At 56.7% G+C, this 25,868-nt stretch carries 25 protein-coding genes; 9 read left to right on the forward strand and 16 right to left on the reverse strand.

Features of this window, described 5'->3' with window-relative positions:
• Window positions 1-67: 67 nt before the first annotated feature.
• Window positions 68-2,317 carry a catalase HPII gene (katE, locus tag ECL_RS11930; protein WP_013097017.1) on the forward strand — a complete coding sequence of 750 codons (2,250 nt, stop codon included), beginning with the start codon at window positions 68-70 and terminating at the stop codon, window positions 2,315-2,317.
• Window positions 2,318-2,406: 89 nt separating this feature from the next.
• Here the strand turns inward: katE and chbG are convergent, their stop codons facing one another.
• The 7 genes from chbG to osmE form a co-directional block, all read right to left on the reverse strand.
• On the reverse strand, window positions 2,407-3,156 hold the full coding sequence (gene chbG / locus ECL_RS11935) for a chitin disaccharide deacetylase (RefSeq protein WP_013097018.1): 750 nt from the start codon (window positions 3,154-3,156) through the stop codon (window positions 2,407-2,409).
• A gap of 11 nt (window positions 3,157-3,167) precedes the next feature.
• A complete protein-coding gene (locus tag ECL_RS11940) occupies window positions 3,168-4,523 on the reverse strand; it encodes a 6-phospho-beta-glucosidase (RefSeq protein WP_013097019.1) in 1,356 nt (451 codons plus the stop codon).
• A gap of 110 nt (window positions 4,524-4,633) precedes the next feature.
• A complete protein-coding gene (chbR, locus tag ECL_RS11945) occupies window positions 4,634-5,452 on the reverse strand; it encodes a transcriptional regulator ChbR (RefSeq protein ID WP_013097020.1) in 819 nt (272 codons plus the stop codon).
• Between the two features lie 29 nt (window positions 5,453-5,481).
• Entirely contained in the window at window positions 5,482-5,829 is a 348-nt protein-coding gene (gene chbA, locus ECL_RS11950; protein ID WP_013097021.1) for a PTS N,N'-diacetylchitobiose transporter subunit IIA, read from the reverse strand.
• Window positions 5,830-5,877: 48 nt separating this feature from the next.
• A complete protein-coding gene (chbC, locus tag ECL_RS11955; RefSeq protein WP_013097022.1) occupies window positions 5,878-7,236 on the reverse strand; it encodes a PTS N,N'-diacetylchitobiose transporter subunit IIC in 1,359 nt (452 codons plus the stop codon).
• A gap of 79 nt (window positions 7,237-7,315) precedes the next feature.
• On the reverse strand, window positions 7,316-7,633 hold the full coding sequence (gene chbB, locus ECL_RS11960; protein ID WP_013097023.1) for a PTS N,N'-diacetylchitobiose transporter subunit IIB: 318 nt from the start codon (window positions 7,631-7,633) through the stop codon (window positions 7,316-7,318).
• A 281-nt stretch (window positions 7,634-7,914) separates the two neighbouring features.
• Window positions 7,915-8,259, reverse strand: coding sequence for an osmotically-inducible lipoprotein OsmE (gene osmE, locus ECL_RS11965; RefSeq protein WP_003857836.1), 345 nt, complete (start codon window positions 8,257-8,259; stop codon window positions 7,915-7,917).
• 232 nt (window positions 8,260-8,491) lie between these two features.
• On the opposite strand from osmE, the gene nadE reads away from it, so the two are divergent.
• Complete coding sequence (gene nadE / locus ECL_RS11970; RefSeq protein ID WP_013097024.1) at window positions 8,492-9,319, forward strand: ammonia-dependent NAD(+) synthetase; 828 nt, start codon at window positions 8,492-8,494, stop codon at window positions 9,317-9,319.
• 137 nt (window positions 9,320-9,456) lie between these two features.
• Entirely contained in the window at window positions 9,457-10,347 is an 891-nt protein-coding gene (cho, locus tag ECL_RS11975; protein ID WP_020688382.1) for an excinuclease Cho, read from the forward strand.
• Here cho and ves read toward each other — a convergent pair.
• From ves to astC, 7 genes are all read right to left on the reverse strand, one after another.
• The gene (gene ves / locus ECL_RS11980) at window positions 10,325-10,882 is read right to left on the reverse strand and encodes an environmental stress-induced protein Ves (protein ID WP_013097026.1); all 558 of its coding nucleotides are present in this window, start codon (window positions 10,880-10,882) and stop codon (window positions 10,325-10,327) included. The genes cho and ves overlap by 23 nt on opposite strands.
• 288 nt (window positions 10,883-11,170) lie before the next feature.
• Window positions 11,171-11,662, reverse strand: a complete 492-nt coding sequence (spy, locus tag ECL_RS11985; RefSeq protein WP_013097027.1) for an ATP-independent periplasmic protein-refolding chaperone Spy — start codon at window positions 11,660-11,662, stop codon at window positions 11,171-11,173.
• Window positions 11,663-11,999: 337 nt separating this feature from the next.
• Window positions 12,000-12,965, reverse strand: coding sequence for a succinylglutamate desuccinylase (gene astE / locus ECL_RS11990; protein ID WP_013097028.1), 966 nt, complete (start codon window positions 12,963-12,965; stop codon window positions 12,000-12,002).
• A 10-nt stretch (window positions 12,966-12,975) separates the two neighbouring features.
• Window positions 12,976-14,301, reverse strand: coding sequence for an N-succinylarginine dihydrolase (gene astB / locus ECL_RS11995; RefSeq protein ID WP_013097029.1), 1,326 nt, complete (start codon window positions 14,299-14,301; stop codon window positions 12,976-12,978).
• The gene (gene astD, locus ECL_RS12000; RefSeq protein ID WP_013097030.1) at window positions 14,288-15,775 is read right to left on the reverse strand and encodes a succinylglutamate-semialdehyde dehydrogenase; all 1,488 of its coding nucleotides are present in this window, start codon (window positions 15,773-15,775) and stop codon (window positions 14,288-14,290) included. The genes astB and astD overlap by 14 nt, the downstream gene beginning before the upstream one ends.
• On the reverse strand, window positions 15,772-16,806 hold the full coding sequence (astA, locus tag ECL_RS12005) for an arginine N-succinyltransferase (RefSeq protein WP_013097031.1): 1,035 nt from the start codon (window positions 16,804-16,806) through the stop codon (window positions 15,772-15,774). Before astA ends, astD begins: the two co-directional genes overlap by 4 nt.
• Window positions 16,803-18,023, reverse strand: coding sequence for a succinylornithine/acetylornithine transaminase (astC, locus tag ECL_RS12010; protein ID WP_013097032.1), 1,221 nt, complete (start codon window positions 18,021-18,023; stop codon window positions 16,803-16,805). Before astC ends, astA begins: the two co-directional genes overlap by 4 nt.
• 433 nt (window positions 18,024-18,456) lie before the next feature.
• Here astC and xthA point away from each other — a divergent pair, with 433 nt between their 5' ends.
• The 6 genes from xthA to ECL_RS12040 all read left to right on the forward strand — a co-directional run bounded on the left by xthA (window position 18,457) and on the right by ECL_RS12040 (window position 24,632).
• A complete protein-coding gene (xthA, locus tag ECL_RS12015; RefSeq protein WP_013097033.1) occupies window positions 18,457-19,263 on the forward strand; it encodes an exodeoxyribonuclease III in 807 nt (268 codons plus the stop codon).
• Between the two features lie 6 nt (window positions 19,264-19,269).
• Entirely contained in the window at window positions 19,270-19,953 is a 684-nt protein-coding gene (locus ECL_RS12020) for a TVP38/TMEM64 family protein (RefSeq protein ID WP_013097034.1), read from the forward strand.
• 15 nt (window positions 19,954-19,968) lie between these two features.
• Window positions 19,969-21,129: an ABC transporter substrate-binding protein gene (locus tag ECL_RS12025; RefSeq protein ID WP_370626770.1), complete on the forward strand. Its 1,161-nt coding sequence runs from the start codon at window positions 19,969-19,971 to the stop codon at window positions 21,127-21,129.
• Window positions 21,102-22,631: an ABC transporter permease family protein gene (locus ECL_RS12030; protein WP_013097036.1), complete on the forward strand. Its 1,530-nt coding sequence runs from the start codon at window positions 21,102-21,104 to the stop codon at window positions 22,629-22,631. Before ECL_RS12025 ends, ECL_RS12030 begins: the two co-directional genes overlap by 28 nt.
• Complete coding sequence (locus tag ECL_RS12035) at window positions 22,631-23,251, forward strand: ATP-binding cassette domain-containing protein (RefSeq protein WP_013097037.1); 621 nt, start codon at window positions 22,631-22,633, stop codon at window positions 23,249-23,251. Before ECL_RS12030 ends, ECL_RS12035 begins: the two co-directional genes overlap by 1 nt.
• 73 nt (window positions 23,252-23,324) lie before the next feature.
• Window positions 23,325-24,632, forward strand: a complete 1,308-nt coding sequence (locus ECL_RS12040) for a sulfurtransferase (protein WP_013097038.1) — start codon at window positions 23,325-23,327, stop codon at window positions 24,630-24,632.
• Here ECL_RS12040 and ECL_RS12045 read toward each other — a convergent pair.
• Both ECL_RS12045 and ECL_RS12050 read right to left on the reverse strand, forming a co-directional pair.
• Window positions 24,629-25,246, reverse strand: a complete 618-nt coding sequence (locus tag ECL_RS12045) for a CDP-alcohol phosphatidyltransferase family protein (RefSeq protein ID WP_013097039.1) — start codon at window positions 25,244-25,246, stop codon at window positions 24,629-24,631. The genes ECL_RS12040 and ECL_RS12045 overlap by 4 nt on opposite strands.
• Window positions 25,239-25,808 carry a carboxymuconolactone decarboxylase family protein gene (locus ECL_RS12050; RefSeq protein ID WP_013097040.1) on the reverse strand — a complete coding sequence of 190 codons (570 nt, stop codon included), beginning with the start codon at window positions 25,806-25,808 and terminating at the stop codon, window positions 25,239-25,241. Before ECL_RS12050 ends, ECL_RS12045 begins: the two co-directional genes overlap by 8 nt.
• Window positions 25,809-25,868: the final 60 nt, after the last annotated feature.

Consider the following 25,868-nt stretch of genomic DNA (forward strand, 5'->3'; position numbering starts at 1 on the left):
TGCCCTTTCCGTACATTGTTCTATAGTTAACAGGGTTTTTTAGGAATGAATAAAGGAGAAGCGTGCAATGTCGAACAAAGATAACACACATCAATCACCCATTCATGGCACTGAAGAATCACAGCCGGGTATGGACTCCCTTGCACCTGAAGATGGCTCTCATCGCCCTTCACCGGGCCCCTCAGCCCCTGGCGAGCAGCCCACCGCGCCCGGTAGCATGAAATCGCCGGACACCGGCAATGAGAAGCTAAAATCACTCGAGCCACACCGCAAAGGCGGAGAAGGCTATGCATTGACCACCAATCAGGGGGTGCGCATCGCTGACGATCAGAATTCCCTGCGCGCGGGATCCCGCGGACCGACTCTGCTGGAAGACTTCATCCTGCGGGAAAAAATTACCCACTTTGACCATGAGCGTATCCCGGAGCGTATCGTGCACGCGCGCGGTTCCGCCGCTCACGGCTATTTCCAGCCCTACAAGAGCCTGAAGGAAATCACCAAAGCTGACTTCCTTTCAGACCCGGATAAGATCACCCCCGTGTTTGTGCGCTTTTCCACCGTGCAGGGTGGCGCAGGTTCGGCTGATACCGTGCGAGATATTCGCGGCTTTGCCACCAAGTTTTATACCGAAGAGGGTATCTTCGACCTGGTCGGCAATAACACCCCGGTCTTTTTCATTCAGGATGCGCATAAATTTCCTGACTTTGTCCATGCGGTAAAACCGGAGCCCCACTGGGCGATACCGCAGGGACAAAGTGCGCATGACACCTTCTGGGACTATGTCTCCCTGCAACCCGAGACGTTACACAACGTGATGTGGGCGATGTCTGACCGCGGGATCCCGCGCAGCTATCGCACCATGGAAGGGTTTGGCATTCATACCTTCCGGATGATCAACGCCGAGGGCAAAGCGACGTTTGTCCGTTTCCACTGGAAACCGGTCGCCGGGAAAGCCTCGCTGGTGTGGGATGAAGCCCAGAAGCTGACCGGGCGCGATCCGGACTTCCATCGCCGCGAGCTGTGGGAATCCATTGAAGCGGGCGACTTCCCGGAATATGAGCTGGGGTTACAGCTGATCCCGGAAGAGGACGAATTCAAATTCGATTTTGACCTGCTGGATCCGACCAAACTGATCCCCGAGGAGCTGGTACCGGTTCAGCTGGTGGGCAAAATGGTGCTTAACCGCAACCCGGATAACTTCTTTGCCGAGAACGAACAGGCGGCCTTCCACCCCGGGCATATCGTCCCGGGCCTGAATTTCACCAACGATCCGCTGCTGCAGGGGCGACTGTTCTCCTACACCGATACGCAGATCAGCCGACTCGGCGGGCCGAACTTCCATGAAATTCCGATTAACCGCCCCACCTGTCCGTACCACAATTTCCAGCGCGACGGGATGCATCGTCAGGATATTGATACCAACCCGGCCAACTATGAGCCGAACTCCATCAACGATAACTGGCCGCGCGAAACGCCTCCTGGCCCGAAACGGGGTGGATTTGAGTCGTATCAGGAACGTGTGGACGGCAACAAAATCCGCGAGCGCAGCCCGTCATTTGGAGAGTATTACGCCCACCCTCGCCTGTTCTGGAACAGCCAGACACCGATTGAGCAGCAGCATATTATCGGCGGCTTCAGCTTCGAACTGAGCAAGGTTGTGCGGACCTACATCCGCGAGCGCGTGGTCGATCAGCTGGCACACATTGATATTCAACTCGCCCAGAGCGTGGCCGATAACCTCGGCATTACGCTGACGGATGAGCAACGCAATCTTGCCCCGCCAAAAGAGGTCAACGGGGTGAAAAAAGATCCGGCGCTCAGCCTGTACGCGGTGCCGGGAGGCTCGATTAAAGGCCGGGTGGTGGCGATCCTGCTTAACGACAAAACTCGCGCCAGCGACGTGCTGGGGATCATGCAGGCGCTGAAAACCAAAGGCGTACACGCCAAACTGCTCTACTCCCGAATGGGTGAAGTGACTGCCGATGACGGGTCAGTGCTGCCGGTTGCCGCCACCTTTGCCGGTGCGCCATCCCTGACAGTGGACGCGGTGATTGTGCCGTGCGGCGATATTGCCAGCCTGCTGAGCAACGGTGACGCGGTCTATTATCTGCTTGAAGCCTATAAGCATCTGAAACCGATCGCCCTTTCCGGTGATGCGCGACAGTTTAAAGCACGCCTGAACGTGGCCGATCAGGGTGAAGACGGGATTGTGGAAGGCGATAACGTCGACGACGCGTTTATGACCAGGTTGTTTGATCTGCTAGCCGCGCACCGCGTCTGGTCGCGTAGCAGCAAGATTGACCAGATACCGGCGTAAAAAAAGCCGGGTGGCGCTTGCGCTTACCCGGCCTACATTTCGACTGGTTTTGTAGGCCCGGTAAGGCGAAGCCGCCACCGGGCTTTGTCTTAAAGATCCCCGAAAGTCCCCAACCGATACCCGCGCTCGGCAATCGCGTATTTCAGCGACGGCGACGTCAGCACCTCCAGCTCCGCCAAGCGCGGCCAGCAGTAGGCGCTCTTACGGACGGTGTTATCGACAAACGCAGGATGCGCCATCACCTCCAGCGACCGTTCCCCCCGGGCTGCGGAATCATCCAGCACCTTCAGGAACAGCGCTTCGTCGATCTCCTCACCGTAAAATGCGCTGCTGAACCCCTCCGATGTGGTCACGGCAAAGCCCGGCAACCCGCGCACGTCACGATCCACACGCATCGCCACGCCTTTACGTTGAGCAAAATCCGCAACGAGCGGAAAAATCGCCGGGATCATATGCACATGATGATGGCTGTCGATATGGGTTGGTTCGCGACCAAAGAGGTCAACAAAACGGTTGTACTGACAGTCCAGCTCGCGGGCAATCTCTTCGAGCGGCAGCGCGTCCTGCTCCGCCAGTTCCCAAATCCATTTCCCGAGTTGCCCGTCACGCGTCAGGCACGGCATCGCTGAAAGCGGCCTCCCCAGCGTCAACACAAAGTGCATGCCCACGCCCAGCTCAGGCGCTTCACGGCTCAACTGCGCCGCGTGTTCTATCGCCTCTCCATTCACCAGCGCGGTGGTCGAGGTCACCACACCCCGTCGGCAGGCTTCAACAATGCCGTAGTTTTGCCCCTTAGACAGGCCAAAATCATCAGCATTGACGATCAGCAGGTTTTCCATCGCACGTCCTCTTAACGGTGTTGATGCTTGAGCTTCTCAACCGTGGCGGCAAAGTTTGGCAGCCATTTTTCATGCGCCAGTATCATCTCGCTGGCCAGCCCTTCCGCATCGCGGTCGGAATGCACCAGCGGGCTGAGGTTCAACGCCAGCAGCACATCATTCAACTCACCGCTCAGCGCAGCGTTGCTGGCCGCCACTTCAAACCCTTTGATGGTATGGATGAGCCCCATCACTTTGTCATCAAAGTGGGTAATACGCGGATGCGGTTTTGCCCCCTCACGGCCCAGGATACAGGTCATCTCTACGGCCCAGTCGGTCGGGATATTGTCGATATGGCCGTGGTGCGGCACATTGACGTAGTGCTCAGCCTGCTTGTCATTGTAAATGGCGTTGATCACTTCGCACGCCGCGTCGGAATAGTACGCCCCACCGCGCTGTTCAAGCTCTTTCGGCTTCACGTTCAGGTTCGGATCTTTATACAAATCAAACAGCTGCTTTTCAACTTTCTGCACAACCTGAGCGCGGGCACCGCCTTTATAGTACTCGCCCATTTCGATGGCCAGCATCTCTTTCTGCTTGAAGTAGTAAAGCAGATACGAGCATGGCAGCAGATTCAGGGAACGGATGAGCCCTTCGCTGAACGGCAGGTCGAAGATATTTTTCACCGATGCAGCGGTCAGGCGGCCGGAAGCCACGCCGTCCAGCAGTTCAGCAAAGCGAGACTGGCCGTTTACTATCACATCTCTGATGAACACCATGTGGTTGAGACCGAACAGATCAATAGAGAGATCGTCGTTGTCGGTCAGCTCCAGCACGTCGCGGATGAACATCTTCATGCCAATCGGGATATTGCAGACGCCGATAAAACGCTTGAAGCTGGTATGGCGATAGACCGCCTCGGTGACCATCCCGGCCGGGTTGGTAAAGTTAATCACCCATGCGTTCGGGCAGATCTCCTGCACATCTTTGATGATGTCGAAAATGACCGGGATGGTGCGCAAACCTTTAAACAGGCCGCCCGCGCCGTTGGTTTCCTGTCCCAGATAGCCGTGGCTCAGCGGAATGCGTTCGTCCAGTTCACGCGCTTTCAGCTGGCCCACGCGCAGCTGAGTGGTAACGAAGTCAGCGTCCTGCAACGCCAGGCGACGATCGAGGGTTTTATGCACGGTTAAGGGCACACCGGCTTTTTCTACCATCCGCTGGCACAGGTCAAAAATAATATTCAGCTTTTCCTGCCCTTCTTCAACATCCACCAGCCATAATTCACTGACCGGTAATTCATGATAACGTTTCAGGAAACCTTCCAGTAATTCCGGGGTATAGCTGCTGCCGCCGCCAATGGTCACGACTTTTAATTTCTTTTGCATAACATCTCCCTTAGCGTATCAGGTTAATCGCCTGCAAGGTATAGCGGACTCTTCCCGCTATTTGGGCAAGCAATCAAGTCAATATTCGTGGCGAATAAACTCGCCAGGCACTAATTAATTACCGTCAAATTCTTCCGGTAACTGTTTGGTGTGAATGAGGTAAATTTCTTAAAGGTTTTAATAAACAGGCTGGGGCTACTGTAACCGGACTCATAAGCAATATCGGTGACAGAGTAGTTGGTAATTTCCAGCTGTTTTTTGGCAAAATTAATGCGGATTTCATTAATAATTTGCACGGGCGTTTTACGATAATAACGCTGTGTCGCCCGGGTCAGGTATTCCTGGGATTTTCCGGACAGTGACACCATATTTTCCAGAGCATTCTCGCTGAACTGCCCTTTGTCGTGCATCAACTCGACGGTACTGCGCAGCCATTGCGGAATGTCGTCGCTCACCTGCTGCTCTTCACGGTGGTGGCGAAGGCGGTTCATCACATAGAACGTCACGGTTTCAATAAATTCATCGAACTCATTGTCGCGGAAGTTGAGCGAGGCGATCACCGTTTCGATCCAGGTCATAAATTCGTTTTTCACGCGATAGACCTGTGACGCCACAAAGCAGAACGGCACCAGCGGCAGATAGTGTTTCTCAAAGAAACGTCTGCTGACGCCAACATTCAGAATACGGGTGGCACCAAATTCGTAAAAGCTCTGGTGATAAGATCCCATCGGCAGGAAAACAAAGTCACCGCGCTCCAGCAGGACACGCTTGCCGTTAATCTCCTGATAGTAGCGGCCGGTCAGAACAATCGTGAACTCGTAGTAGTCATGCTGGTGCAGACCACTGGCGCTCTCCGTCTTGTTGTAAATAACCACGTGAAAATTCTTGCCATTAAACAGTTGCTGTTCAAGTGCGGTTTTAATTTCCATCGTGCTGACCTCCTGCTACTCAGTCTGACTTACTGCAGCTTCTCGTGAAGCTCAATTAACTCTGCCACCAGCTCGCGTGCCAGCATCGAGGTCATCAGGTGATCCTGTGCATGCACCAGCACCAGGCTGACTTTCATCTTCCCTTCCCCCTGGTCGCCTTCGATAAGCTTAGTCTGCACCAGGTGCGCTTCATTCAGCGCGATACGGGATTGATCCATCATGGTCTTAGCGGCGGCAAAATCGCCCTGCTTGGCCTGCTTCAGGGCAGCATACGCCAGGCTACGTGCTTGCCCGGAGTTGATGATAAGCCCCATCACCACTTCTTCCAGATCGTTCTCTACGGCGTCTTCGGCTACGATACTATCCAAATCTAACATCTCTAAGCTCCTTTTCGCTGGCGCGGGTTACCCCGCGCCGGGCAATATTTAGAATTTCAGTGCGAGGGCGATATCCTCTTCGCTCTCTTCTTCATCAATCACGGTCGCGGCTTTGTTGGCTATCGCCACGAATGGCATGTAGAGCAGTGTTGCAATCCCGAGGTTGAATATCGCCAGCAGGAAGGCCGCGACGCTACCGTTGGTGTTGAAGAACGCCCCCAGCCCCGCCGGCATGGTCCACGGCGCAATGTTGGTAACAGGCGGGATAATGCCCAGGTAATAGGCCGTCAGGGTGATCCCCGCCAGCAGCGGCTGAATCAGGACGAATGGAATGAACATCACCGGGTTCATGATGATAGGCAGACCAAACAGAATCGGCTCGTTAATCTGGAAGATGCCTGACGGCAGCGCCAGCTTCGCAACCTGACGATGGTCAGCGCGACGAGAGACAATAAAGACCGCGATGATCAGACCCAGCGTCGCCCCGGTACCCCCCAGGAAGATATAAGAGTCCAGCATCGGCTTCGCCCACACATGGAAGGTTTTACCGGCTGCCAGCGCCGCATCAACGGAGCCGTACTGCTGATAAAGTGCAACGTTTTCCAGTGCCCATGGGGTCATGATACCGCTGTCCAGCGCGGCCAGTGCCAGTGAACCATGTACGCCGAAGAACCACAGCAGGGAGGTGAAAATCACGTACGCCCAACCGACCACGCCCCCCATCGACGCCAGCGGCGTTGAGATAGAGTCCATGATGATCTGGTGGAAGTTTGTGCCCCAGTGAGAGAGCGCCCAGGCAATAATCCCCATGATGGAGAGAATAATGAAGCCTGGAATCAACGCGGAAAATGAACGGGAAACGGAGCCCGGTACGCTATCCGGCAGGCGAATTACCCAGTTGCGACGGATAATAAAGGTGAACATCTCGGCAACCACCAGACCGATAACGATACCGGAAATAATGTTTGCCCCACCCAGCCAGTTGGCACCCACAGCATAAGCTTCACCCACGCTGTATGGGGTGACGGTCATAAAGGCGGCAACGGACAATAACCCCGCGGCCAGCGGATCCACCTTACGTTCTTCGGCTAATGCCATCCCAATAAAGAAAGGCGCCATCAGCGACATAATACCCAACGTACCGTTATATACGTTGCCGCCGATGGCTTTAAAACCGTTAAGGGTTTCAATGGTTGAAGCGTCTAACCGAATTCCTAATGAATAAAAAAAGGAACCTTCACCAAAGCTCAGAAAAACGTTGTTAATTAAAACGAACATTGCCCCGGCCAGCGTCAACGGCATTAATTTAATAAAGCCGTTTTTGATGGCGTTAACGTGAGGCTGCTTTCCTATTTTAACAGCAAAAGGAAGGAGTACCTTTTCAAGTGAAGCGATGACTTTACTCATAGGAAAATACCCTTAAATGCCGCAACGTATGTCGCGGCGTATTGTGTGTGAAATAACTCTTTGACGGGAAAAATAAAAATTAATTAGCAGCTTTTTTAATTGCTGCCACAGCAGCTTTCAGTACACCTAAACCATCAATCTTACCGTACAGCCCTGAGTCGATAACCTCGACCGGTTTATTCGGTAACAGACGTTGAATTTCTGGCAACATGTAAGCGATCTGCGGACCCAGTAAAATAACATCTGCGGTCTGGCCTTTTTCACCCGCCAGCGTTTCCGGGAACGCTTCGATCACCACCGGCACTTCATACTTTTCGGCCTGTGCACGCATCTTCGACACCAGCAGTGACGTTGACATGCCTGCAGAGCAGAACAGGTAGATATGTTTCTTTTCCATCATGATTTCCCTCTTTTATGACTACCTGCCGTCTCGCTATCACTCGACTCGCTCTCCTGGCTGACAGGTAATGTGCTGACTGTTGTTTATCGTTGGAGTGAGTATACGTAATGGTACAGAGGGGGGATAATTCTGCACAGGCCTAAATTGTCTCTCATTGACCTGGCTTGTTGACTACCTTCACATTTCAGGCAAATAATTCGCGCAAAAAAATAAGATTTACGTATGCATAAAAAAACCGGCCCAAAGGCCGGCTTGTTAACATCCTCAGGCAAGCAGGGTTACTGCGCCTTAGGTGCTTGCGGATCGGTATCGTATTCAGCACAGGTCTGGTAACCGGAATTGATGACGTGACCGGTGTCATCCAGAGCAACAAAGTAGGTTTCTGCCTTACCATCACGTTGACCCAGGATATAGGTCTGGCAGGTACCACGCGCATGGATCATGGTCACTTCTGACGAAGGCTTACCGGCAATCGCAGCCACCTGCGAACGGGTCATGCCTTTTTTGACATCTTTTACTACCGGCTGTGTAAACTGATCTTTGGTGCGATCGTAAGCCGTACACCCTGCCAGCATAGTCAGTACCGCCGCTGCGCTAAGAATTCCTGCTACGTTCTTGTTCATATTCCGTCCTCTTGTTTATCAGCGTGTTATCTAAGCATGGGATAAAAAGTACTATTGTTCAACTTTGCGAGTTACGCCAGACGAATTTCGGAAAATTCTAATAAAACAACGATAAGCTGCTAAAACGCCGCAAAATAGCGCACTCGAAACTGTGATCCTTGTCGTTTTACGCCTGAAGGGTTAGTTTTAACAGTTAACACATTCTGTTTATGGTCTGCATATGGAGGGCGTGATGGCTCTGCAACACGAGATTATTCAGGCGCTGGGCGCGAAGCCTGCGGTAGATGCAAATGAAGAGATCCGCCGAAGCGTAGATTTTTTAAAATCCTATTTAAAAACGAACTCGTTTCTGAAAACGCTGGTACTGGGCATCAGCGGCGGGCAGGACTCGACGCTGACCGGCAAACTCTGCCAGATGGCAATTTCAGAGCTGCGCGAAGAGACGGGAGATGAAGCGCTGCAGTTTATCGCCGTGCGTCTTCCGTATGGCGTGCAGGCAGACGAACAGGATTGTCAGGATGCCATCGCCTTTATCCAGCCAGACCGCGTACTGACGGTCAATATCAAAGGATCGGTGCTGGCGAGTGAACAGGCGCTGCGTGAAGCGGGCATTGAGCTGAGCGATTTTGTGCGCGGCAATGAAAAAGCGCGCGAACGTATGAAAGCGCAGTACAGCATTGCAGGCATGACCAAAGGCGTGGTTGTCGGGACCGATCACGCGGCAGAAGCCATCACCGGTTTCTTCACCAAATATGGCGACGGGGGCACCGACATTAACCCTATCTTCCGTTTGAACAAGCGTCAGGGTAAACAACTGCTGGCTGCGCTGGGCTGCCCGGAGCATTTATACAAGAAAGCGCCAACGGCGGATCTGGAAGACGATCGCCCTTCCCTGCCGGATGAAGCGGCGCTCGGTGTGACCTATGACAACATCGATGATTATCTGGAAGGCAAGAAACTGGACGAGAGTATCGCGAAGATTATCGAAGGCTGGTATCTGAAAACCGAGCACAAACGCCGCCCACCCATTACCGTGTTTGACGATTTCTGGAAGAAATAAAAGCAAAACGGTAACCCAGGTTACCGTTTTTAGTGTTTGCGCCCTCTCCCGAGGGAGAGGGTTGGGGTGAGAGCATCAGGCGACCCGGCTCTTTTTTAACCACCCCACTCCTGCTACACTGTATACCTGAACAGTATATGGAGTCGTATGTGAGCAGGCGTCAATCTGCCCCGCGTCTGGAGTTTGAAGCGGCGGCTATCTATGAATATCCCGAACATCTCCGCCCCTGGCTTGAGGAATTACCTAAACAGCCGGGCGTGTACATCTTTCATGGCGAAAGCGACACCCTGCCGCTCTATATCGGCAAAAGTGTGAATATTCGCAGCCGGGTGCTGTCCCATCTGCGCACGCCGGACGAAGCCGCCATGCTCCGCCAGTCGCGACGCATCAGCTGGTATCCGACGGCAGGGGAAATGGGAGCGCTCTTACTGGAAGCCCGGCTGATCAAAGAGCAACAGCCGTTGTTTAATAAGCGTCTGCGCCGCAATCGTCAGCTCTGCTCGCTGCAGATAACCGCGGGCAAACCGCAGGTTGTCTATGCGCGCGACGTCGATTTTTCGCACGCACCGAATCTGTACGGCCTGTTCGCCAACAAACGTGCTGCGCTACAGGCGCTGCAAACGCTGGCGGACGAGCAGCAGCTTTGCTACAGCCTGCTGGGGCTGGAGGCCACCACCCGTGGACGCGCCTGTTTCCGCTCTGCGCTCAAACGCTGTGCGGGTGCCTGCTGCGGCAAAGAGAGCGTCGAGGATCATCACGCCCGGCTTCTTGGCGGGCTGGCGGCCATCAGCGTGAAGTGCTGGCCATGGGAAGGGGCCGTTGCGCTAAAAGAGGTGGGAGAGACGATGACGCAGTACCACATCGTTCATAACTGGTTCTGGCTGGGGGCGGTCGATAATCTGCAGGAGGCCGCCACCCTGTTACGCACACCCGCCGGCTTCGACCATGATGGCTACAAAATTCTCTGTAAGCCCGTGCTGACCGGCGAGTTTGACGTTATTGTGCTTAATGACCAGGCAGCCAGTTGATTTCGCTGAATAATAACCTGCCGTGCGATTCCAGCAAACGCAGGGTGTGGGTTCCCTCCTCCCAGCTCGCGCCCTGATCGGCTGTCAGCAATTTATCCCCCAACTGCCACGCACCGCTTAAGACGAAGACTACACCCCCGCGTGAGCCAAAGGTAGTGAAGGTGCGGTCCGCCACCCGCACTTTCGCCTGGCAGCAATCCCGCCGGGTCATGATGTTGAAGTCCATCGACATCTGCCCGTCGCTTAGCAGCGCTTTTACCGGCTGGTCGCCGGAAAAACAAAAGGGCTGATGGTGCTTCAGGGTATGGCAAAACGCCTGACCGGCATCCAGCGTCACTTCCCCCCCTTCCAGCAGGGTGATAACCCGGTCAACACCGGGAAAGGAGGAGAATTCGCCATTGCTGGCGATGGTCGCAATGCTGGCACGCCAGAAAAAATCGCGCGTCGCGGGAGGAAAACAACAAATTTCGCGCGTCTCACCAGCACCATTGCGCCAGAGACTGACCGGCATTTTACGGATATCAAAGAACTCCATCACCACTCCTGAATGGCGCAACGAGCGCCAGGGCAAGGATATCGCTATCGTTGCTGTCTTGTTTGTTATGATTGAATAGTTACAGACGTAGTATCGGCAGCAGAGCGGGCAAGCCTTAGCGGGACGCTGATAAAAAATCTAACGTCATGAATTCTCTGAAGCGATGACAGGAGAATACCGCGCCTGTTGCGGCAGACAAGAGGGTAAGAAAGAAAAAACCGCCGGTCCTGTCCACAGCATTTGCGCTTTTGTAGACAGGATCCCGGCGGTCTTAAGAGAGTGAACCGATTATTCGGTTGGTGCTGGCATTTTACCTTCCATTGCCGTACGTTCTGTCAGACGCTTCTCAAAATTGGCATTAAATTGTTTTTTCTGTTCCGGCGTCAGAATGTTGTAGATCTTGTTCTGGGTTTCCATATGAGCCAGCATGCGGGCTTTATGCTGCTCAGCCATTTTGTCGATCTGCGCTTCGGCTTTTGCCTTATCGAAGCTGTCGCTGGCGATAATGTCATGCATCGCGCGGCGCTCTTCCAGCGGAGGACGTTTCATCTGGTCACGCTGGCTTTTCATGATGTCGCGGATCTGCTGTTTCTGCGCATCCGTCAGGTTCAGATCTTTGAACATCATCATCTCGTGCATACCCGGCTTGCCTTTGTGATGCATCATCATTTTGCCTTCAGCAGGCGCGGCAGTGGTGGTTGCGGTATCTGCGGCGAACGCCATGCTGGTAGCGCCCAGAGCCAGGGTAGAAGCAACAAACAGTGCAGTAAACTTACGCATAATTTATTTCCTTACTTTCAGTTATTCTTCGGCGCTATGCCGTGTTGACGAGATTAACTTTACGGGGTTTATCGTCAATTAGTCAGAGCAACGGTAAAACAATGAAAGTGTAAAAAACAAATTTTCGCCAAATATGGAGGAAATAAGGATAAAGCGTGGAGAGTTGCAACTAAAATATGCAATAAGCTGATTATTAAGAGATTGTGCAGAAGTATAACCAACTGCCGTTTAATAATAAAGCAATTATCCAGGAATATTCTGCAAAGAAAATGCGATCGCCTTAATCGCTAAGAATATAGTTTTAATATTCCCCTCCCGCAGACAGGAGGGGAAACGATCAGGACACTTTTTCCAGCATCAGCCCGGCCCGCAGACCAAAGGCCACAGACGGGTTGGGGAACAGCACATATTCGGTTGTTTTCTGTACCTCATAGCGCTCGCCGCCGTCCTCCGCCAGTAATGCCCCCTTGCGAAACGGCGTAAAATTGAGCGTGTGGGCCGCCATATGTAGCTGGAAAGCCTCGCTACGGCGGGTGATCTGCTGCACAACCCGATAACGCTCGACGGGCTGGCTGGTGTGCTCCGGCTCCTTCCCGCCCAGCAGCGCCCGCAGCGCAAGATGCGTCGGGGCAAAGCGCGTAAGATCGTTTTGCCCAAACGGCAGCGCTTTTCCCAGCTCCAGCGTGCAGGCCAGCGCGCCGAAGCGTTCGCAGGTAAAGTGCGTAAAGGTTCCCCCCGGCGACTGATGGAAGACCAGCGCTTCCAGTCCCGCATCCCCCAGCCAGCGCAGAAAATCTTCCTCCCAGGGCTGATTACGCTGCGGCAGTACGCCAAAACGCACGTGATACGAGGCGCGGATCGCCGTATGCAGATCGAGATGCCAGCGCGATGGCCCCGCGTCGGTGAAAAAGGAGGTGACGATCTGCTCCAGCCACTGCGCCCGTGCCGTTTCATCACTTTGTGGGAATTGCGACCAGCGGCCACCGAACATGCGGTTGATGTCGCTCACCAGATAGCGTTTATTTTGCGCCAGCGCAGGCGGGTTTCCCAGAACCACCAGCAGACGGCAGTGCAGCGCGATCTCCCCGCGATACAACGCGCGCAGCAGCAGGTCGACAATCTCGACGGGCGCCGTTTCATTGCCGTGAATGCCGGTTGAGAGCAGAAGCGACAGTTCACTCCTGGCGGTCGGTGTCAGTTCAAGCACGCCGCGCCCCAGCCACCGCCAGTGGAATGAGGGGCCCTCCCCCTCACGTTGTGAGGGCGTTTCGTCGGACAGCGTCAGCGCCAGTAAATTTTCCATAGCGCCTCCTTTAGCGCTGGAACGGGTAAACCGAACCCAGCTGCAGGATTGAGGTTAACGCGTCCAGCGCCTCGCGGCCTTCGCGCAGCAGCTGCGGGTCAACCAGATCGGCCTGCGTTAACCGGTCGCGATAGTAGCGGTCCACCCAGTCGTTCAGGGTGTTAAACAGCGTCTCATTCATCATCACTGCCTGGTTAACGGCCTGCATTTCGGCAGGCGTCAGCACCACGCGCAGGCGTAAACAGGCCGGACCACCCCCGTTTGCCATGCTCTCGCGCAGATCAAAGACGCGCAGTTCCGCAATCGGGTTATCGGCTTTCACCAGTTCAGTCAGATAACGCCACACGCCCGGGTGATCGCTGGACTCCTGCGGCAGCACCAGCATCATGCTGCCATCGTCCCGGCTCAACAGCTGGCTGTTAAAGAGGTAGGTCTCAACCGCATCCTGCACGCTCACCGCCTGCGTCGGCACCTGAATCGGCGTAAACCCGAGCACGCGTTCATGCAGCGTGGCGAGGAGTTTCTCCTGATGGGCGAACGCCTGCTCGTGGCAGAACAGAACCTGGCGGTTAGAGACGGCGATCACGTCGTTATGGAACACGCCCTGGTCGATCACATGCGGGTTCTGCTGGGCAAAAATCACCTGCGACGGATTGACCTGATTCAGACGCGCCACGGCCTGGCTTGCCGCCAGCGTCTGTCGGGCCGGGTAGCGGGTTGGCGCAGAGTGGCCACCCTCTTCCCGCCCGTAAATAAACAGCTGTAACCCCGGTTCGCCGTAATCGCCGCCCAGACGGTTATGGTTGGCAGCACCTTCATCACCAAACATCGCCACCTGCGGCAGAGCCGGATGGACAGCAAAATGGGCGTCATTATGGAAAATGGCGCGCAGCACGCGCTCCGTGGTCTCCGCTTCGGTGGCGCGGTGGAATTTATTGTTCAGGTTCGCCACCGTCAAATGGACCTTGCCATCCAGCGTATCGGCAGAGGGTGCGACGGTCGCCGCGTTGGCCACCCACATTGAGGAGGCAGAACTCGCCGCCGAGAGCAGGTGTGGCGTCTGCGTTCCCGCTTTCTCCACCACCTGTTCATCAGTGCCGCTAAAACCAAGCTGACGTAACACCGCCACGTTTGGACGCTCCTGCGGCGGGATCACCGCCTGCGGAAAACCCGCGTCCGATAGCGCCTTCATTTTCAGCAGCCCCTGCTTTGCCGCCAGTTTCGGGTTGGAGACCTGAAAACGGTGTTTCGTCGAGGCTTCATTACCAAAGGAGAGCCCGGCATAGTGGTGCGTCAGTCCCACCAGTCCGTCAAAATTGACTTCACGCGCTTTCATGGCGATCTCCCTGACTAAAATCCAGACCCGGACTCAGCGTTTCCGGCAGCGTCAGCGCGGGGGTTTCCAGGCTCGCCATCGGCCACGCGCAGTAATCTGCGGCATACCACGCGCTGGCGCGATGGTTCCCTGAAGCCCCTACGCCGCCAAACGGGGCGGTACTCGCGGCACCGGTCAGCGGTTTGTTCCAGTTCACAATCCCGGCGCGCGCTTCGAGCAGCAGCTGATCAAACTTCTCGCGCTGCGGTGAAATCAGACCGCTCGACAGGCCGTAGCGAGTGTTGTTGGCCATCGCAATGGCACTGTCAAAATCGTCATAGCGCCAGACGCACAGCAGTGGTCCAAAGACCTCTTCATCCGGCACGTTGCTCGCGCCGCTCATCTCAACAATGCCCGGCGTCAGCAGCGACGTGCCCGGCTGAACCTGCTTCGGCTCCAGCAAGGTTTTCGCGCCGCGTGAGACATGGTCCTGCCAGGCTTTCAGAACGTTCAGCGCCGCCTGTTCGGAGATGAGCCCGCCGATAAACGGCTGCGGGTCGGCATCCCACGTCGCAGGCACCAGACGCGCGCTCACCTCTACCAGACGCCTGAGGAACGCATCGCCCTGCGCCCCGCGCTTCACCAGCAGACGACGCGCGCAGGTGCAGCGCTGGCCAGCAGTAATAAAGGCCGACTGGATGGTCAGGTGGACTGCCGCGTCAATATCATCAGGATCTTCCACAATGAGCGGGTTGTTCCCCCCCATCTCCAGCGCCAGAATTTTTTCCGGCTGCCCGGCCAGCTGGCGATGCAGCTGATAGCCCGTCCCGGCGCTGCCGGTAAACAGCAGGCCATCAATATCACTTAACGCGCTCAGCGCCTGGCCGGTTTCACGCCCGCCCTGCACCAGGTTCAGCACGCCCGGCGGCAAACCCGCCTGCTCCCAGAGCTTCACCACCACCTCACCGGTCAGCGGCGTTAATTCACTCGGTTTAAAAATGACGCTATTTCCCGCCAGCAGTGCGGGCACAATATGCCCGTTTGGCAGATGCCCCGGGAAGTTGTAGGGGCCAAACACCGCCAGTACGCCATGGGGGCGATGGCGCAGCGTGGCCGCGCCGTCAGCCATTTCGGTATGCTGCTCGCCGGTGCGGGTATGGTACGCCTTTACCGAGATGGCGATTTTGTTGATCATCGCCGTCACTTCAGTCGCCGCTTCCCAGCGTGGCTTGCTGGTCTCCAGGGCGATCGTGCGGGTCAACTCGGTTTTATTCGCTTCCAGCAGAGAGGCAAACTTTTCGACAATCCCCTGGCGCACGGTGAACGGCTGTTTCGCCCACGCCGGAAACGCGCGGCGCGCGGCGTGGCAGGCCTGTTCAACCTGCCCGGCGCTGGCATCATTACCTTTCCAGAGCACCTCGTTGCCGACCGGATTGGTCTTCACTCGCTGTTCGCCTTCGCCCGTTACCCAGTCTCCGTTGATCCATAAAGTCATGCTGTTTTCTCCTCAGGGCAGAGTCGCACCAGGCGAACCGTATCGCCGGCATTACATTTCAGGGCATCCAGTTCTGCAGCCGTCAGCACCAGACGTTCACATTTCGGGTTGGTACGCACCAGCATGGCGCGGAAGTTGGTGTAATTTTCGTTCGCCACCAGGCACGCCGGCCAGTCACCCGGCGCGAGCTGACCTTCAGAGACGTCAACCAGTCGGCTTTTACGGATCGCGCGCACGCGGTCGATGTCGCACTCCAGCGTCGGCCCGCCGTCAAAGATGTCGACATAGTTACGGTAGCGGAAGCCTTCTTTCTCCAGCACCGCGCGGGCAGGCGCCGTTTGCGGATGGACTTCGCCAATCACCGCCTGCGCTTCCGGGGTTAAGAAATGGGTATAGATAGGGTGTTTCGGCATCAGCTCAGCGATAAACGCTTTCTGTCCGGTGCCGCACAGATAGTCTGCCCGGCTGAACTCCATCGAGAAGAAACGCTCGCCCAGGCTCTCCCAGAACGGCGAATAGCCTTTATCGTCGATCACACCGCGCATTTCAGCCACCACCTTTTCGTTAAAACGATCGCGGAAAGCGGCCATAAACATAAAGCGCGATTTGGAGAGCAGATACCCGTTGCCCTCTTTACGCCACGCCGGATCAAGGAACAGCGTACAAAGCTCGCTGGCACCGGTGTGGTCATTACAGAGAAACAGCGTCGGCAGCGCGTTATAGACGTTCAGCTCTTTTGAGGCATGAACCATGGTGCCCACGCGGTAGTTGTACCACGGATCATTAAGACCAACGGCCACTTCGATGGCGCAGATCCCGGCTACGGTCCCCGTGTCGGTATCTTCCAGCACGAACACATAGCCCTGTTCGCTTTTTGGCAACGTCCCCTGCCAGGTTAGCAGGGCGCGCTCAATGCGCGCCGACAGCGTTTTTTCATCGGCAGGAAGCGAGGTTAGCCCGCCCCCCGTCTTACCGGCAAGCTGCATGAGCCCGGCGAGATCGCCGCGCTCAACGGGACGGATGACCATCATGATGACACCCCGGATTTCACACGTTCACAGGCCAGCGCAAAACGGTCTAAACCGGTGCTCACCTCTTCCTCGCTGACAATCAGCGCAGGGGCAAAACGCACCACGTTGGCACCGGCAATCAGCACCATCACGCCCTGTTTCGCCGCTTCCTGTGAAATAAGTTTAGCTTTTCCGGCAAACTCCGGCGTCAGTTCGCAGCCAATTAACAGCCCCAGGCCGCGAATCTCTTTAAACAGACCGGTCTTGCTGTTAATGGCGTTCAGACGCTCCACAAACCAGTCGTGACGCTGTTTAACCCCCTTCAACACTTCCGGGGTATTGATGATATCCAGAACCTGTCCGGCCACGGCCGTTGCCAGCGGGTTACCGCCATAGGTGGTGCCATGCGTGCCCACGACCATTACGCTGGCGAATTTATCGGTGGTCAGCATCGCGCCAATCGGGAAGCCGCCGCCCAGCGCTTTCGCCGTTGAGAGAACGTCCGGCGTTACGCCGTAGTGCATATACGCATACAGCTCACCGGTACGGCCAACGCCGGTCTGCACTTCGTCGAAAATCAGTACCGCGTTATGACGATCGCACAGTTCGCGCAGCCCCTGCAGGAACGCTTTCTGTGCGGGCAGCACACCGCCTTCTCCCTGCATTGGCTCAACGATCACCGCGCAGGTGGTGTCGTCGATCAGCTCGCGGGCTGACTGCAGATCGTTATACACCCCGTGGTGGATATCCGGCGGCAGCGGCGCAAAGTCCTGCGAGTAGGACGGCTGCCCCCCTGCGCTGACGGTAAAGAGCGTGCGGCCATGGAACGCGTTCTTAAAGGCCACAATCCCGCTCTTGTGCACACCGAATTTATCGTGCGCATATTTGCGTGCCAGCTTCAGCGCCGCTTCGTTCGCCTCCGCGCCCGAGTTGCAGAAAAAGACTTTCTCCGCAAACGTCGCGTCGATCAGTTTTTTCGCCAGACGCAGCGCCGGTTCGTTGGTATAGCCGTTCCCGGTATGCCAGAACTTCGCCGCCTGGTCGTTTAACGCCTGGCGTAGCGCCGGGTGTGCATGGCCCAGCGCGTTAACCGCAATCCCGCCCGCAAAGTCAATATACTCTTTACCCTGCTGATCCCACAGGCGCGAGCCTTCCCCACGAACCGGAATAAAAGCCGCCGGAGCGTAAACCGGCATCATCCATTCATCGAAATTTTCACGCGTAATTGACAGAGACATAGCGACCTCATCCGGTAAATAAAAGGTTATTTGAATGTTAAATAATTGAGTGTTTGCACTGTGAATGTAGATTGCAGCCTTCGTGCCAGCCAGCGATAAAAATGCATAAACGGGTGGGGGTAACAGAATATCAATAAGTTACAATATGGAGTTATTCACTTTTAGTGCATAAAAAGTGAATATTTTTACGACAAGCGGCGCTTTGCCGCATGAAAATCAGAAAGAGTATGCAGAGGCCAAATATAATTCTGGAATTGTGATCGCTCGCGAAATTTATTGGCCATTTACGCCCCTTTTAAGGGCGAAGCGCGTCAGAATGGTGCAAATATTGCACCGTTGGCATTATCTGTCGCAGTTATTGGTCAATCCCCGTAACAGACGACGCAAATTCTGCTACCATCCATGCACTATTCACCTTGCACTGGCAGCGACTATGAAATTTGTCTCTTTTAATATCAACGGCCTGCGTGCCCGCCCTCACCAGCTTGAAGCGATTGTTGAACAACATCAGCCTGATGTGATCGGCCTGCAGGAGACAAAAGTTCACGACGATATGTTCCCCCTCGAAGAGGTGGTGAAACTGGGTTACAACGTCTTTTATCACGGACAGAAAGGGCATTACGGCGTTGCCCTGCTGACCAAAGAGACGCCGGTTTCCGTCCGCCGCGGCTTCCCGGGTGATGGCGAAGAAGCGCAGCGCCGGATCATCATGGCGGAAATTCCTTCAGCGCTCGGCAATATCACCGTGATCAACGGCTATTTCCCGCAGGGAGAGAGCCGTGACCATGAGACCAAATTCCCGGCGAAAGCGAAGTTTTATCAGGATCTGCAGGATTACCTGACCACCGAACTGAAAAAAGAGAATCCGGTGCTGATCATGGGCGACATGAATATTAGCCCGACCGATCTGGATATCGGCATTGGTGAAGAGAACCGCAAACGCTGGTTGCGCACCGGCAAGTGTTCATTCCTGCCGGAAGAGCGCGAGTGGATGGATCGTCTGCTGAGCTGGGGTCTGGTGGATACCTTCCGCACGGCTAACCCGGACACCCAGGATCGCTTCTCATGGTTCGATTACCGCTCAAAAGGCTTTGATGACAACCGCGGGCTACGCATAGACCTGCTGCTGGCAAGCTCCCCGCTGGCGGAACGCTGCATTGAAACCGGAATCGACTACGATATCCGCAGCATGGAAAAACCGTCGGACCACGCGCCGGTGTGGGCGAAATTCAAGCTGTAACCCCGTGTGAACATTCGAAAAATTGTCGTACTGTGCGCCCTGCTGGGCGCCTTTATGCTGACGTGGCTCACTCTTCCTCCGGGCACGCTCTCTCTTGAAACCGTCAAAACGCATCAGCAAACCTTGCTCGCCTGCGTCGAACACGCCCCGCAGCAAAGTGCGCTGATCTTTTTTGCGCTCTATGTGGTGGTTTCCGCCCTCTCTATCCCCGGTGCCGCGATACTGACCCTGCTGGGCGGCGCGCTATTTACGCTGTGGAAGGGGACGCTGCTGGTGTCGTTTGCCTCCACGCTCGGCGCCACGCTCGCGATGCTCGCCAGCCGTTATCTGCTGCGCGACTGGGTTCAGCGACGGTTTGCCCAACAGATGAAAACGGTGAACGCCGGGATGGCGCGTGACGGCGCAGGGTATCTATTCGCCCTGCGCATGATGCCGTTATTCCCCTTTTTTCTGGTCAATCTGCTGATGGGGCTGACCCGCATTGGGGTGCGTCGGTACTGGTGGGTCAGCCAGCTCGCCATGCTGCCCGCAACGGTTATCTTCCTCAACGCCGGCCGCGAGCTGGGAAAAATCACCTCGCTGCGCGATATTCTGTCGCCGGGCATGCTGTTAGCCTTTACACTACTGGGGTTATTACCGCTGATGAGCCGATGGCTGTTTTCCCGACTCCCCTCTTCGTTTAAAAAGTGAGGCATTATGCGCCGTGTGCGTTTTTGCGCGTTTCTGACCGGTCTGCTGCTGACCGCCCCTCTGTGTGCCGCCGACAGCTGGCACATTATCCAAGAACAAGCCAAAGGCCAGACCGTCTGGTTTAACGCCTGGGGAGGCGATCAGGCGGTTAACCGCTATCTCGACTGGGTCAGCGGCGAGATGAAAACGCACTACGCGATCAACCTCAACATTGTCCACCTGGCCGATGCCGCGGATGCGGTAAAACGGATCCAGACAGAAGCTGCCGCCGGGCGTAAGACTCATGGCTCGGTGGATCTTTTGTGGGTTAACGGTGAGAATTTCCGCACGCTGAAAGAGGCTAACCTGCTGCAAACCGGATGGGCACAGACGCTGCCTAACTGGCGTTATGTCGACACGGGCAAACCGGTCACGGAAGATTTCGCCCTGCCAACCGAGGGCGCAGAATCTCCGTGGGGTGGCGCGCAGCTCACCTTTATCGCCCGCAAAGCGAGCATGCCCACTCCACCGTCAGACCCGCAGGGATTACTGGCCTGGGCCAAGCAGCATCCGGGTAAAATCAGCTATCCTCGTCCGCCTGATTTTACCGGCACCGCGTTTCTGGAACAGTTGCTTCTCACGCTCACCTCCCGGCCCGATGCGCTGAAACGCGCGCCCGATGACACCTTTGCACAGGTTACCGCGCCGCTCTGGGACTACCTCGACAAACTCCACCCGCTGCTGTGGCGAGAAGGAAAAGATTTCCCGCCTTCACCTGCGCGGATGGATACCCTGCTCGCCCGCGGCAGTCTGAGCCTGTCGCTGACCTTTAACCCGGCACATGCGCTGCAAAAAGTGGCCAGCGGTGAACTGCCTGCCGACAGCTACAGCTTTGGTTTTCACAACGGGATGATCGGTAACGTTCATTTTGTTGCCATCCCGGCGAACGCCAGCGCCAGTGCGGGGGCCAGGGTGGTTGCCAATTTCCTGCTTTCACCTCAGGCGCAAATCCGCAAAGCCGACCCGGCTATCTGGGGCGATCCGAGCGTACTGCAGGCGAACACGCTGCCCGCAGATGAAGCAAAACAGCTTCAGGCCCACACGCCACAAGGGCTTCCGCAGATGCTTGCGGAGCCACACGCAGCCTGGGTTAACGCGCTGGAGCAGGAATGGCTGCGTCGTTACGGCACCCGCTGAGCGCACTCATCTGGCTGGCGATGGCGGCAGTGTATCTGCCGCTTGTTCCCGCCGCCGCCATGCTGTTGACTCCGGCGCTGTCGGCAGGAAACTGGCAACGCCTGTTTGACGACCCGCAGATCCCGCAGGCGCTCGCTGCCACCCTGGTATCCACGCTGATTGCCACTCTCGGCGCCCTGTTTATCGCCCTGATTTTCGTCAGCACGCTCTGGCCCGGTGAGCGCTGGCGTCGTCTGTGCACCCGTTTGCCGTGGCTGCTGGCCGTTCCCCACGTTGCTTTCGCCACCAGCGTGTTGCTGACTTTTGCCGAAGGCGGTCTGTTTTATCAGCTCTGTACACGCTGCTCCCCGATGTTGGATCGCTACGGGATTGGGCTGGGGCTAACTCTCGCCGTCAAGGAGAGCGCCTTCGTGCTGTGGGCGATATACGCAGTGTTACCTGACACCCGACTGGCCCGCCAGAATGTCGTGTTACAAACCCTGGGATACGGGCGGTTCCAGCGACTGTGCTGGCTGGTGATCCCGGAGATCGCGCCGGCGCTGGGTGCCACAATGCTGGCGGTGCTCGCCTGGTCCCTCTCTGTTGTGGATGTCGCCATCATCCTGGGGCCGGGGAATCCGCCTACCCTGGCGGTACTGGCCTGGCAGTGGCTGACCCAGGGCGACGTGCAGCAGCAAACGAAAGGAATGCTGCTCTGCCTGCTGATGCTCGCACTCTTGGCCGTGCTTTCGGCGCTGGGGTTCGGTATCTGGAAAGCGTGGCGTCGCACGCTGCCCGCGCTGACAGGGGTGCGACGCACGTTCCCCCTCGCGCCGCCCGCCCGTATGCTCAGCGGAATCCTCCCCGCATGCGGCATGCTTTGCGCCGGAGTGCTGCTGATGCTGGCCCAGTGGGATGATGTTAGCGCCGTGCGTGCCAGCTTATCGTTCGGCCTGCTCGCCAGCCTGATAGGCCTGATCACGATACTGCTCTGGCTGGAATGGGGGCCGCGGCGTGGTGCACTGTGGGTCTGGCTCCCTCTCGCCCTTCCTGCGCTGCCGTTGGTTTCCGGGCAATACAGGGTGGCGTTATGGCTGGGTATCGACGGGCAGTACGCCGCCGTGCTCTGGAGTCATCTGCTGTGGGTGTTGCCGTGGATGCTGCTGATACTGCAACCCGCCTGGCGGCGCATCGATCCGCGGCTTCTCCTCACGGCCAGAACGCTTGGCTGGCGGCGGACAAAAGTCTTCTGCCTGATCAAATGTCCCCTGCTGTTGCGCCCCGCGCTGCTGGCGTTTGCAACCGGATTTTCGGTCAGCATGGCGCAATACATGCCAACACTCTGGCTCGGCGCGGGGCGTTTCAGCACCCTTACCACCGAAACCGTGGCGCTCAGCAGCGGCGGTAGCATCCCGATTCTGGCTAACCGGGCGCTGTGGCTTCTGCTGGTGACAGGGGCCGTCTTCGGCGTTGCCGCACTGTTATCCCGTCTCGCAGGCCATTATCGACGAGGATTACGTTAATGCTGAAGGTCAACAATCTCACCATTGCGCCGCTGTTCCGTGAAGTTAACTTTTATGTCCCTCGCGGTGAAATTGTCACCCTGATGGGGCCGTCCGGCAGCGGGAAATCGACCCTGTTCTCATGGATGGTTGGGGCACTGTCTGACGACTTTCAGGCGCAGGGCGAACTGTGGCTTGACGATCGCCGCTGTGACGGGCTGCCTGTCGAGCAACGCGGGATCGGTATTCTCTTTCAGGACGCACTGCTGTTTGACCAGTACAGCGTCGGGCAAAATCTGCTGCTGGCGTTACCGGCGCGAATAACCGGACGCGCACGCCGGGAAAAGGTGCAACAGGCTCTGGATTCAGCCGGGCTAAATCGCCACTATGCCAGCGATCCGGCCACGCTATCCGGCGGGGAGCGTGCCAGGGTGAGCCTGCTGCGGGCTCTGCTTGCCGAGCCACAGGCGTTGTTGCTGGACGAACCGTTTAGCCGCCTTGATAAATCACTGCGGTCGTCCTTTCGGACATGGGTGTTTGATGCCCTGCGCGCACGCAATATCCCGGTAGTGCTGGTCACGCATGACGATGAAGATATTCCGCCGGGTGGCGAGGTGATTGAGATTTCTCGCTGGCAATAATGTGCTAACGCAATGTTTTACCTTTCAGGAGAGACGACAATGCCCCCCTCTTTTACTGACGTCAGGTTATTCGATGAAACGTGTTTCTCAACTGACCGCGCTGGCCCTGCTTTGCGGCCTCGCCTCACTCTCTTGCATGGCCGCTGATATGCCCCATTCGCTCACACTGGCTCAGCTTCAGGAACAGCACGGCGCGGCGATCGATACCCGTGCCAGTGCGTTTTATAACGGCTGGCCGCAAACGCTGAGCGCCCCCTCCGGGCACGAGCCCGCTGCGCTTAACCTCTCTGCCACCTGGCTGAGCGCGCTGAGCGACGACCAGATTGGCCGCTGGGCAAAACAGCATCAGCTTACCCCCACAACGACTATCGCCCTCTACGGCAGTGACGCTGACAACCAGGCGGTGAGCGCCCGCCTGAAGAAAGCCGGTTATCCCCGGGTTTCCGTTCTCAGCGATGCCCTGCAGTCCCCTGAGCGTCTGCAGCGCCTGCCGCACTTTGAACAGCTCGTTTACCCGCAGTGGATTTATCAGCTTTCTCAGGGCAAACCGGTGGCAGCCGCCCCGGCCGGTGACTGGAAAGTGATTGAAGCCGCCTGGGGTGCGCCGAAGTTCTATCTGCTGAACCACATTCCCGGCGCGGATTATATTGATACCAACGAAGTGGAAAGCGAGCCGCTGTGGAATAAGGTTTCTGACGACAAACTGAAAGCGATGCTGGCAAAACATGGGATCCGTCACGATACCACCGTCATTCTGTATGGTCGCGATGTCTATGCCGCCGCCCGCGTGGCGCAAATTATGCTCTACGCGGGCGTAAAGGACGTGCGTATTCTTGATGGTGGCTGGAAAGCGTGGTCAGAGGCCAACCTGCCGGTGGAAAGAGGGATGCCTGCTGATGTCAAACCCGCTCCCGATTTCGGCGCCCCGATCCCCGGTCAGCCACAGCTGATGATCGATATGGCGCAGGCGCGCGGGATGCTGCATCGTCAGGATGCTTCGCTGGTCAGCATTCGCTCGTGGCCGGAGTTTACTGGCGAAACCAGCGGCTACAGCTACATCAAACCCAAAGGTGAAATTGCCGGTGCCCGCTGGGGTCATGCCGGAAGCGATGCCACCCATATGGAAGATTTCCATAACCCGGACGGCACCATGCGCAGTGCCGATGACATCGCCGCCATGTGGAAAAGCTGGAACATCCTGCCGGAACAGCACGTGGCCTTTTATTGCGGTACCGGCTGGCGAGCCTCTGAGGGCTTTATGTATGCCCGGGCGATGGGCTGGAAAAACATCTCCGTCTATGACGGTGGCTGGTACGAATGGAGCAGCCACCCGCAAAACCCGGTGTCGTCTGGCGAGCGCGGACCCGACAGTTCGCGCTAGGGCGTGAGTGAACGGAGCGTCAGATACCCGCTCCAGATGCGCGTTGTGGTGGTCAGCCAGCACAACGCGCCAAATACCCACGCGAGAAGCGTGAAGTGCGCCGGAAACAGGCAGCACAACACAAACAGCACGATGGTCTCCGTCCCTTCCGTTAATCCGCCGATATAGTAAAACGACTTGTGTGCATAGCCGGGGTTATCGATATTGTGTTTCGCCGCCAGAGCGGCAAAGGCCAGAAAGCTGCTGCCGGTTCCGATAAAGGCGAACAGTAGCCAGGCCGCGGCCAGCGCATTCTCAGTGGGAGCCGCGAGGGCAAAACCAAACGGCACCAGCGCGTAGAACAGAAAATCGAGCGCGATATCCAGAAACCCGCCCGCATCCGTCAGCCCTCTGCGGCGTGCCAGTGCGCCGTCCAGGCCATCCAGCAGGCGATTAGCCACAATGGCGACCAGGGCCGCCGGATACCAGCCAAGCGCCAGTAACGGTAGCGTCAGCACGCCTGCGGCAAATCCGGTTAACGTTAAGCCATCGGGCGTGATGCCGGGTTTATCCAGCCAGGAGGCCAGCCGGTTAAGGGCGGGCTTTACCCGGGGATGAAGATGTCGATCAAGCATGCGGCTTTCCTTTAAACGTGTCGCACAGTCCCTGCGCCGGGATATCCATGGCGGCATTAAAGCGGGCCGAAAGGTTTTGAAACGCAATCAGCGCCGTCATTTCGCTAATCGTCTCATCGGTAAAAAGGCGTTTGAGCTCGCTTTTGAGCGCCTCATCCACCTGCGGCGGCGTGGCGGTGACGGCCTCCGCGTAGGCCAGCGCCGCGCGCTCCTGCTCATTGAAAAGCGCGGCGTCACGCCACTGACTCACGGCCTGCACTTTATCCAGCGCGCCCGCGCGTTCGGCAAGACGCAGGCTATTGGCATCAATACAAAATGCACAATGACAGAGCTGGGATACCCGCGTCATCAGCAGCGAGCGCAGCACCGGCGTCAGGCGGGCGTTGCGTCGCTCCAGAAACCCGACAAACAGCGCCACCAGCCAGAACAGGCGCGGCAAACGTCCCCACCAGCGCGTGGGGTTAAGCACTGCGCCAAAGTGTTTTTTCTGCAGGGCGGCAATGGGTTTGAGGCTGGCAGGAAGGGATTCAACCGGGGCAACCCAAGTGGATGTCTCTTTCACGTGATTCTCCTGATGACTGGACTCCTGGAAAGGGCACGATAATATGGTGTTTTTCGCTAT

This window comes from Enterobacter cloacae subsp. cloacae ATCC 13047 (assembly GCF_000025565.1).
GTDB classification, from domain to species: Bacteria; Pseudomonadota; Gammaproteobacteria; order Enterobacterales; family Enterobacteriaceae; genus Enterobacter; species Enterobacter cloacae.

Coding starts and splice junctions, on each gene's coding strand:
- katE (WP_013097017.1), top strand. CDS start 68: ATGTCGAACAAAGATAACACACATCAATCACCCATTCATGGCACTGAA.
- chbG (WP_013097018.1), bottom strand. CDS start 3,156: ATGGAAAACCTGCTGATCGTCAATGCTGATGATTTTGGCCTGTCTAAG.
- ECL_RS11940 (WP_013097019.1), bottom strand. CDS start 4,523: ATGCAAAAGAAATTAAAAGTCGTGACCATTGGCGGCGGCAGCAGCTAT.
- chbR (WP_013097020.1), bottom strand. CDS start 5,452: ATGGAAATTAAAACCGCACTTGAACAGCAACTGTTTAATGGCAAGAAT.
- chbA (WP_013097021.1), bottom strand. CDS start 5,829: ATGTTAGATTTGGATAGTATCGTAGCCGAAGACGCCGTAGAGAACGAT.
- chbC (WP_013097022.1), bottom strand. CDS start 7,236: ATGAGTAAAGTCATCGCTTCACTTGAAAAGGTACTCCTTCCTTTTGCT.
- chbB (WP_013097023.1), bottom strand. CDS start 7,633: ATGGAAAAGAAACATATCTACCTGTTCTGCTCTGCAGGCATGTCAACG.
- osmE (WP_003857836.1), bottom strand. CDS start 8,259: ATGAACAAGAACGTAGCAGGAATTCTTAGCGCAGCGGCGGTACTGACT.
- nadE (WP_013097024.1), top strand. CDS start 8,492: ATGGCTCTGCAACACGAGATTATTCAGGCGCTGGGCGCGAAGCCTGCG.
- cho (WP_020688382.1), top strand. CDS start 9,457: ATGGAGTCGTATGTGAGCAGGCGTCAATCTGCCCCGCGTCTGGAGTTT.
- ves (WP_013097026.1), bottom strand. CDS start 10,882: ATGGAGTTCTTTGATATCCGTAAAATGCCGGTCAGTCTCTGGCGCAAT.
- spy (WP_013097027.1), bottom strand. CDS start 11,662: ATGCGTAAGTTTACTGCACTGTTTGTTGCTTCTACCCTGGCTCTGGGC.
- astE (WP_013097028.1), bottom strand. CDS start 12,965: ATGGAAAATTTACTGGCGCTGACGCTGTCCGACGAAACGCCCTCACAA.
- astB (WP_013097029.1), bottom strand. CDS start 14,301: ATGAAAGCGCGTGAAGTCAATTTTGACGGACTGGTGGGACTGACGCAC.
- astD (WP_013097030.1), bottom strand. CDS start 15,775: ATGACTTTATGGATCAACGGAGACTGGGTAACGGGCGAAGGCGAACAG.
- astA (WP_013097031.1), bottom strand. CDS start 16,806: ATGATGGTCATCCGTCCCGTTGAGCGCGGCGATCTCGCCGGGCTCATG.
- astC (WP_013097032.1), bottom strand. CDS start 18,023: ATGTCTCTGTCAATTACGCGTGAAAATTTCGATGAATGGATGATGCCG.
- xthA (WP_013097033.1), top strand. CDS start 18,457: ATGAAATTTGTCTCTTTTAATATCAACGGCCTGCGTGCCCGCCCTCAC.
- ECL_RS12030 (WP_013097036.1), top strand. CDS start 21,102: ATGGCTGCGTCGTTACGGCACCCGCTGAGCGCACTCATCTGGCTGGCG.
- ECL_RS12035 (WP_013097037.1), top strand. CDS start 22,631: ATGCTGAAGGTCAACAATCTCACCATTGCGCCGCTGTTCCGTGAAGTT.
- ECL_RS12040 (WP_013097038.1), top strand. CDS start 23,325: ATGAAACGTGTTTCTCAACTGACCGCGCTGGCCCTGCTTTGCGGCCTC.
- ECL_RS12045 (WP_013097039.1), bottom strand. CDS start 25,246: ATGCTTGATCGACATCTTCATCCCCGGGTAAAGCCCGCCCTTAACCGG.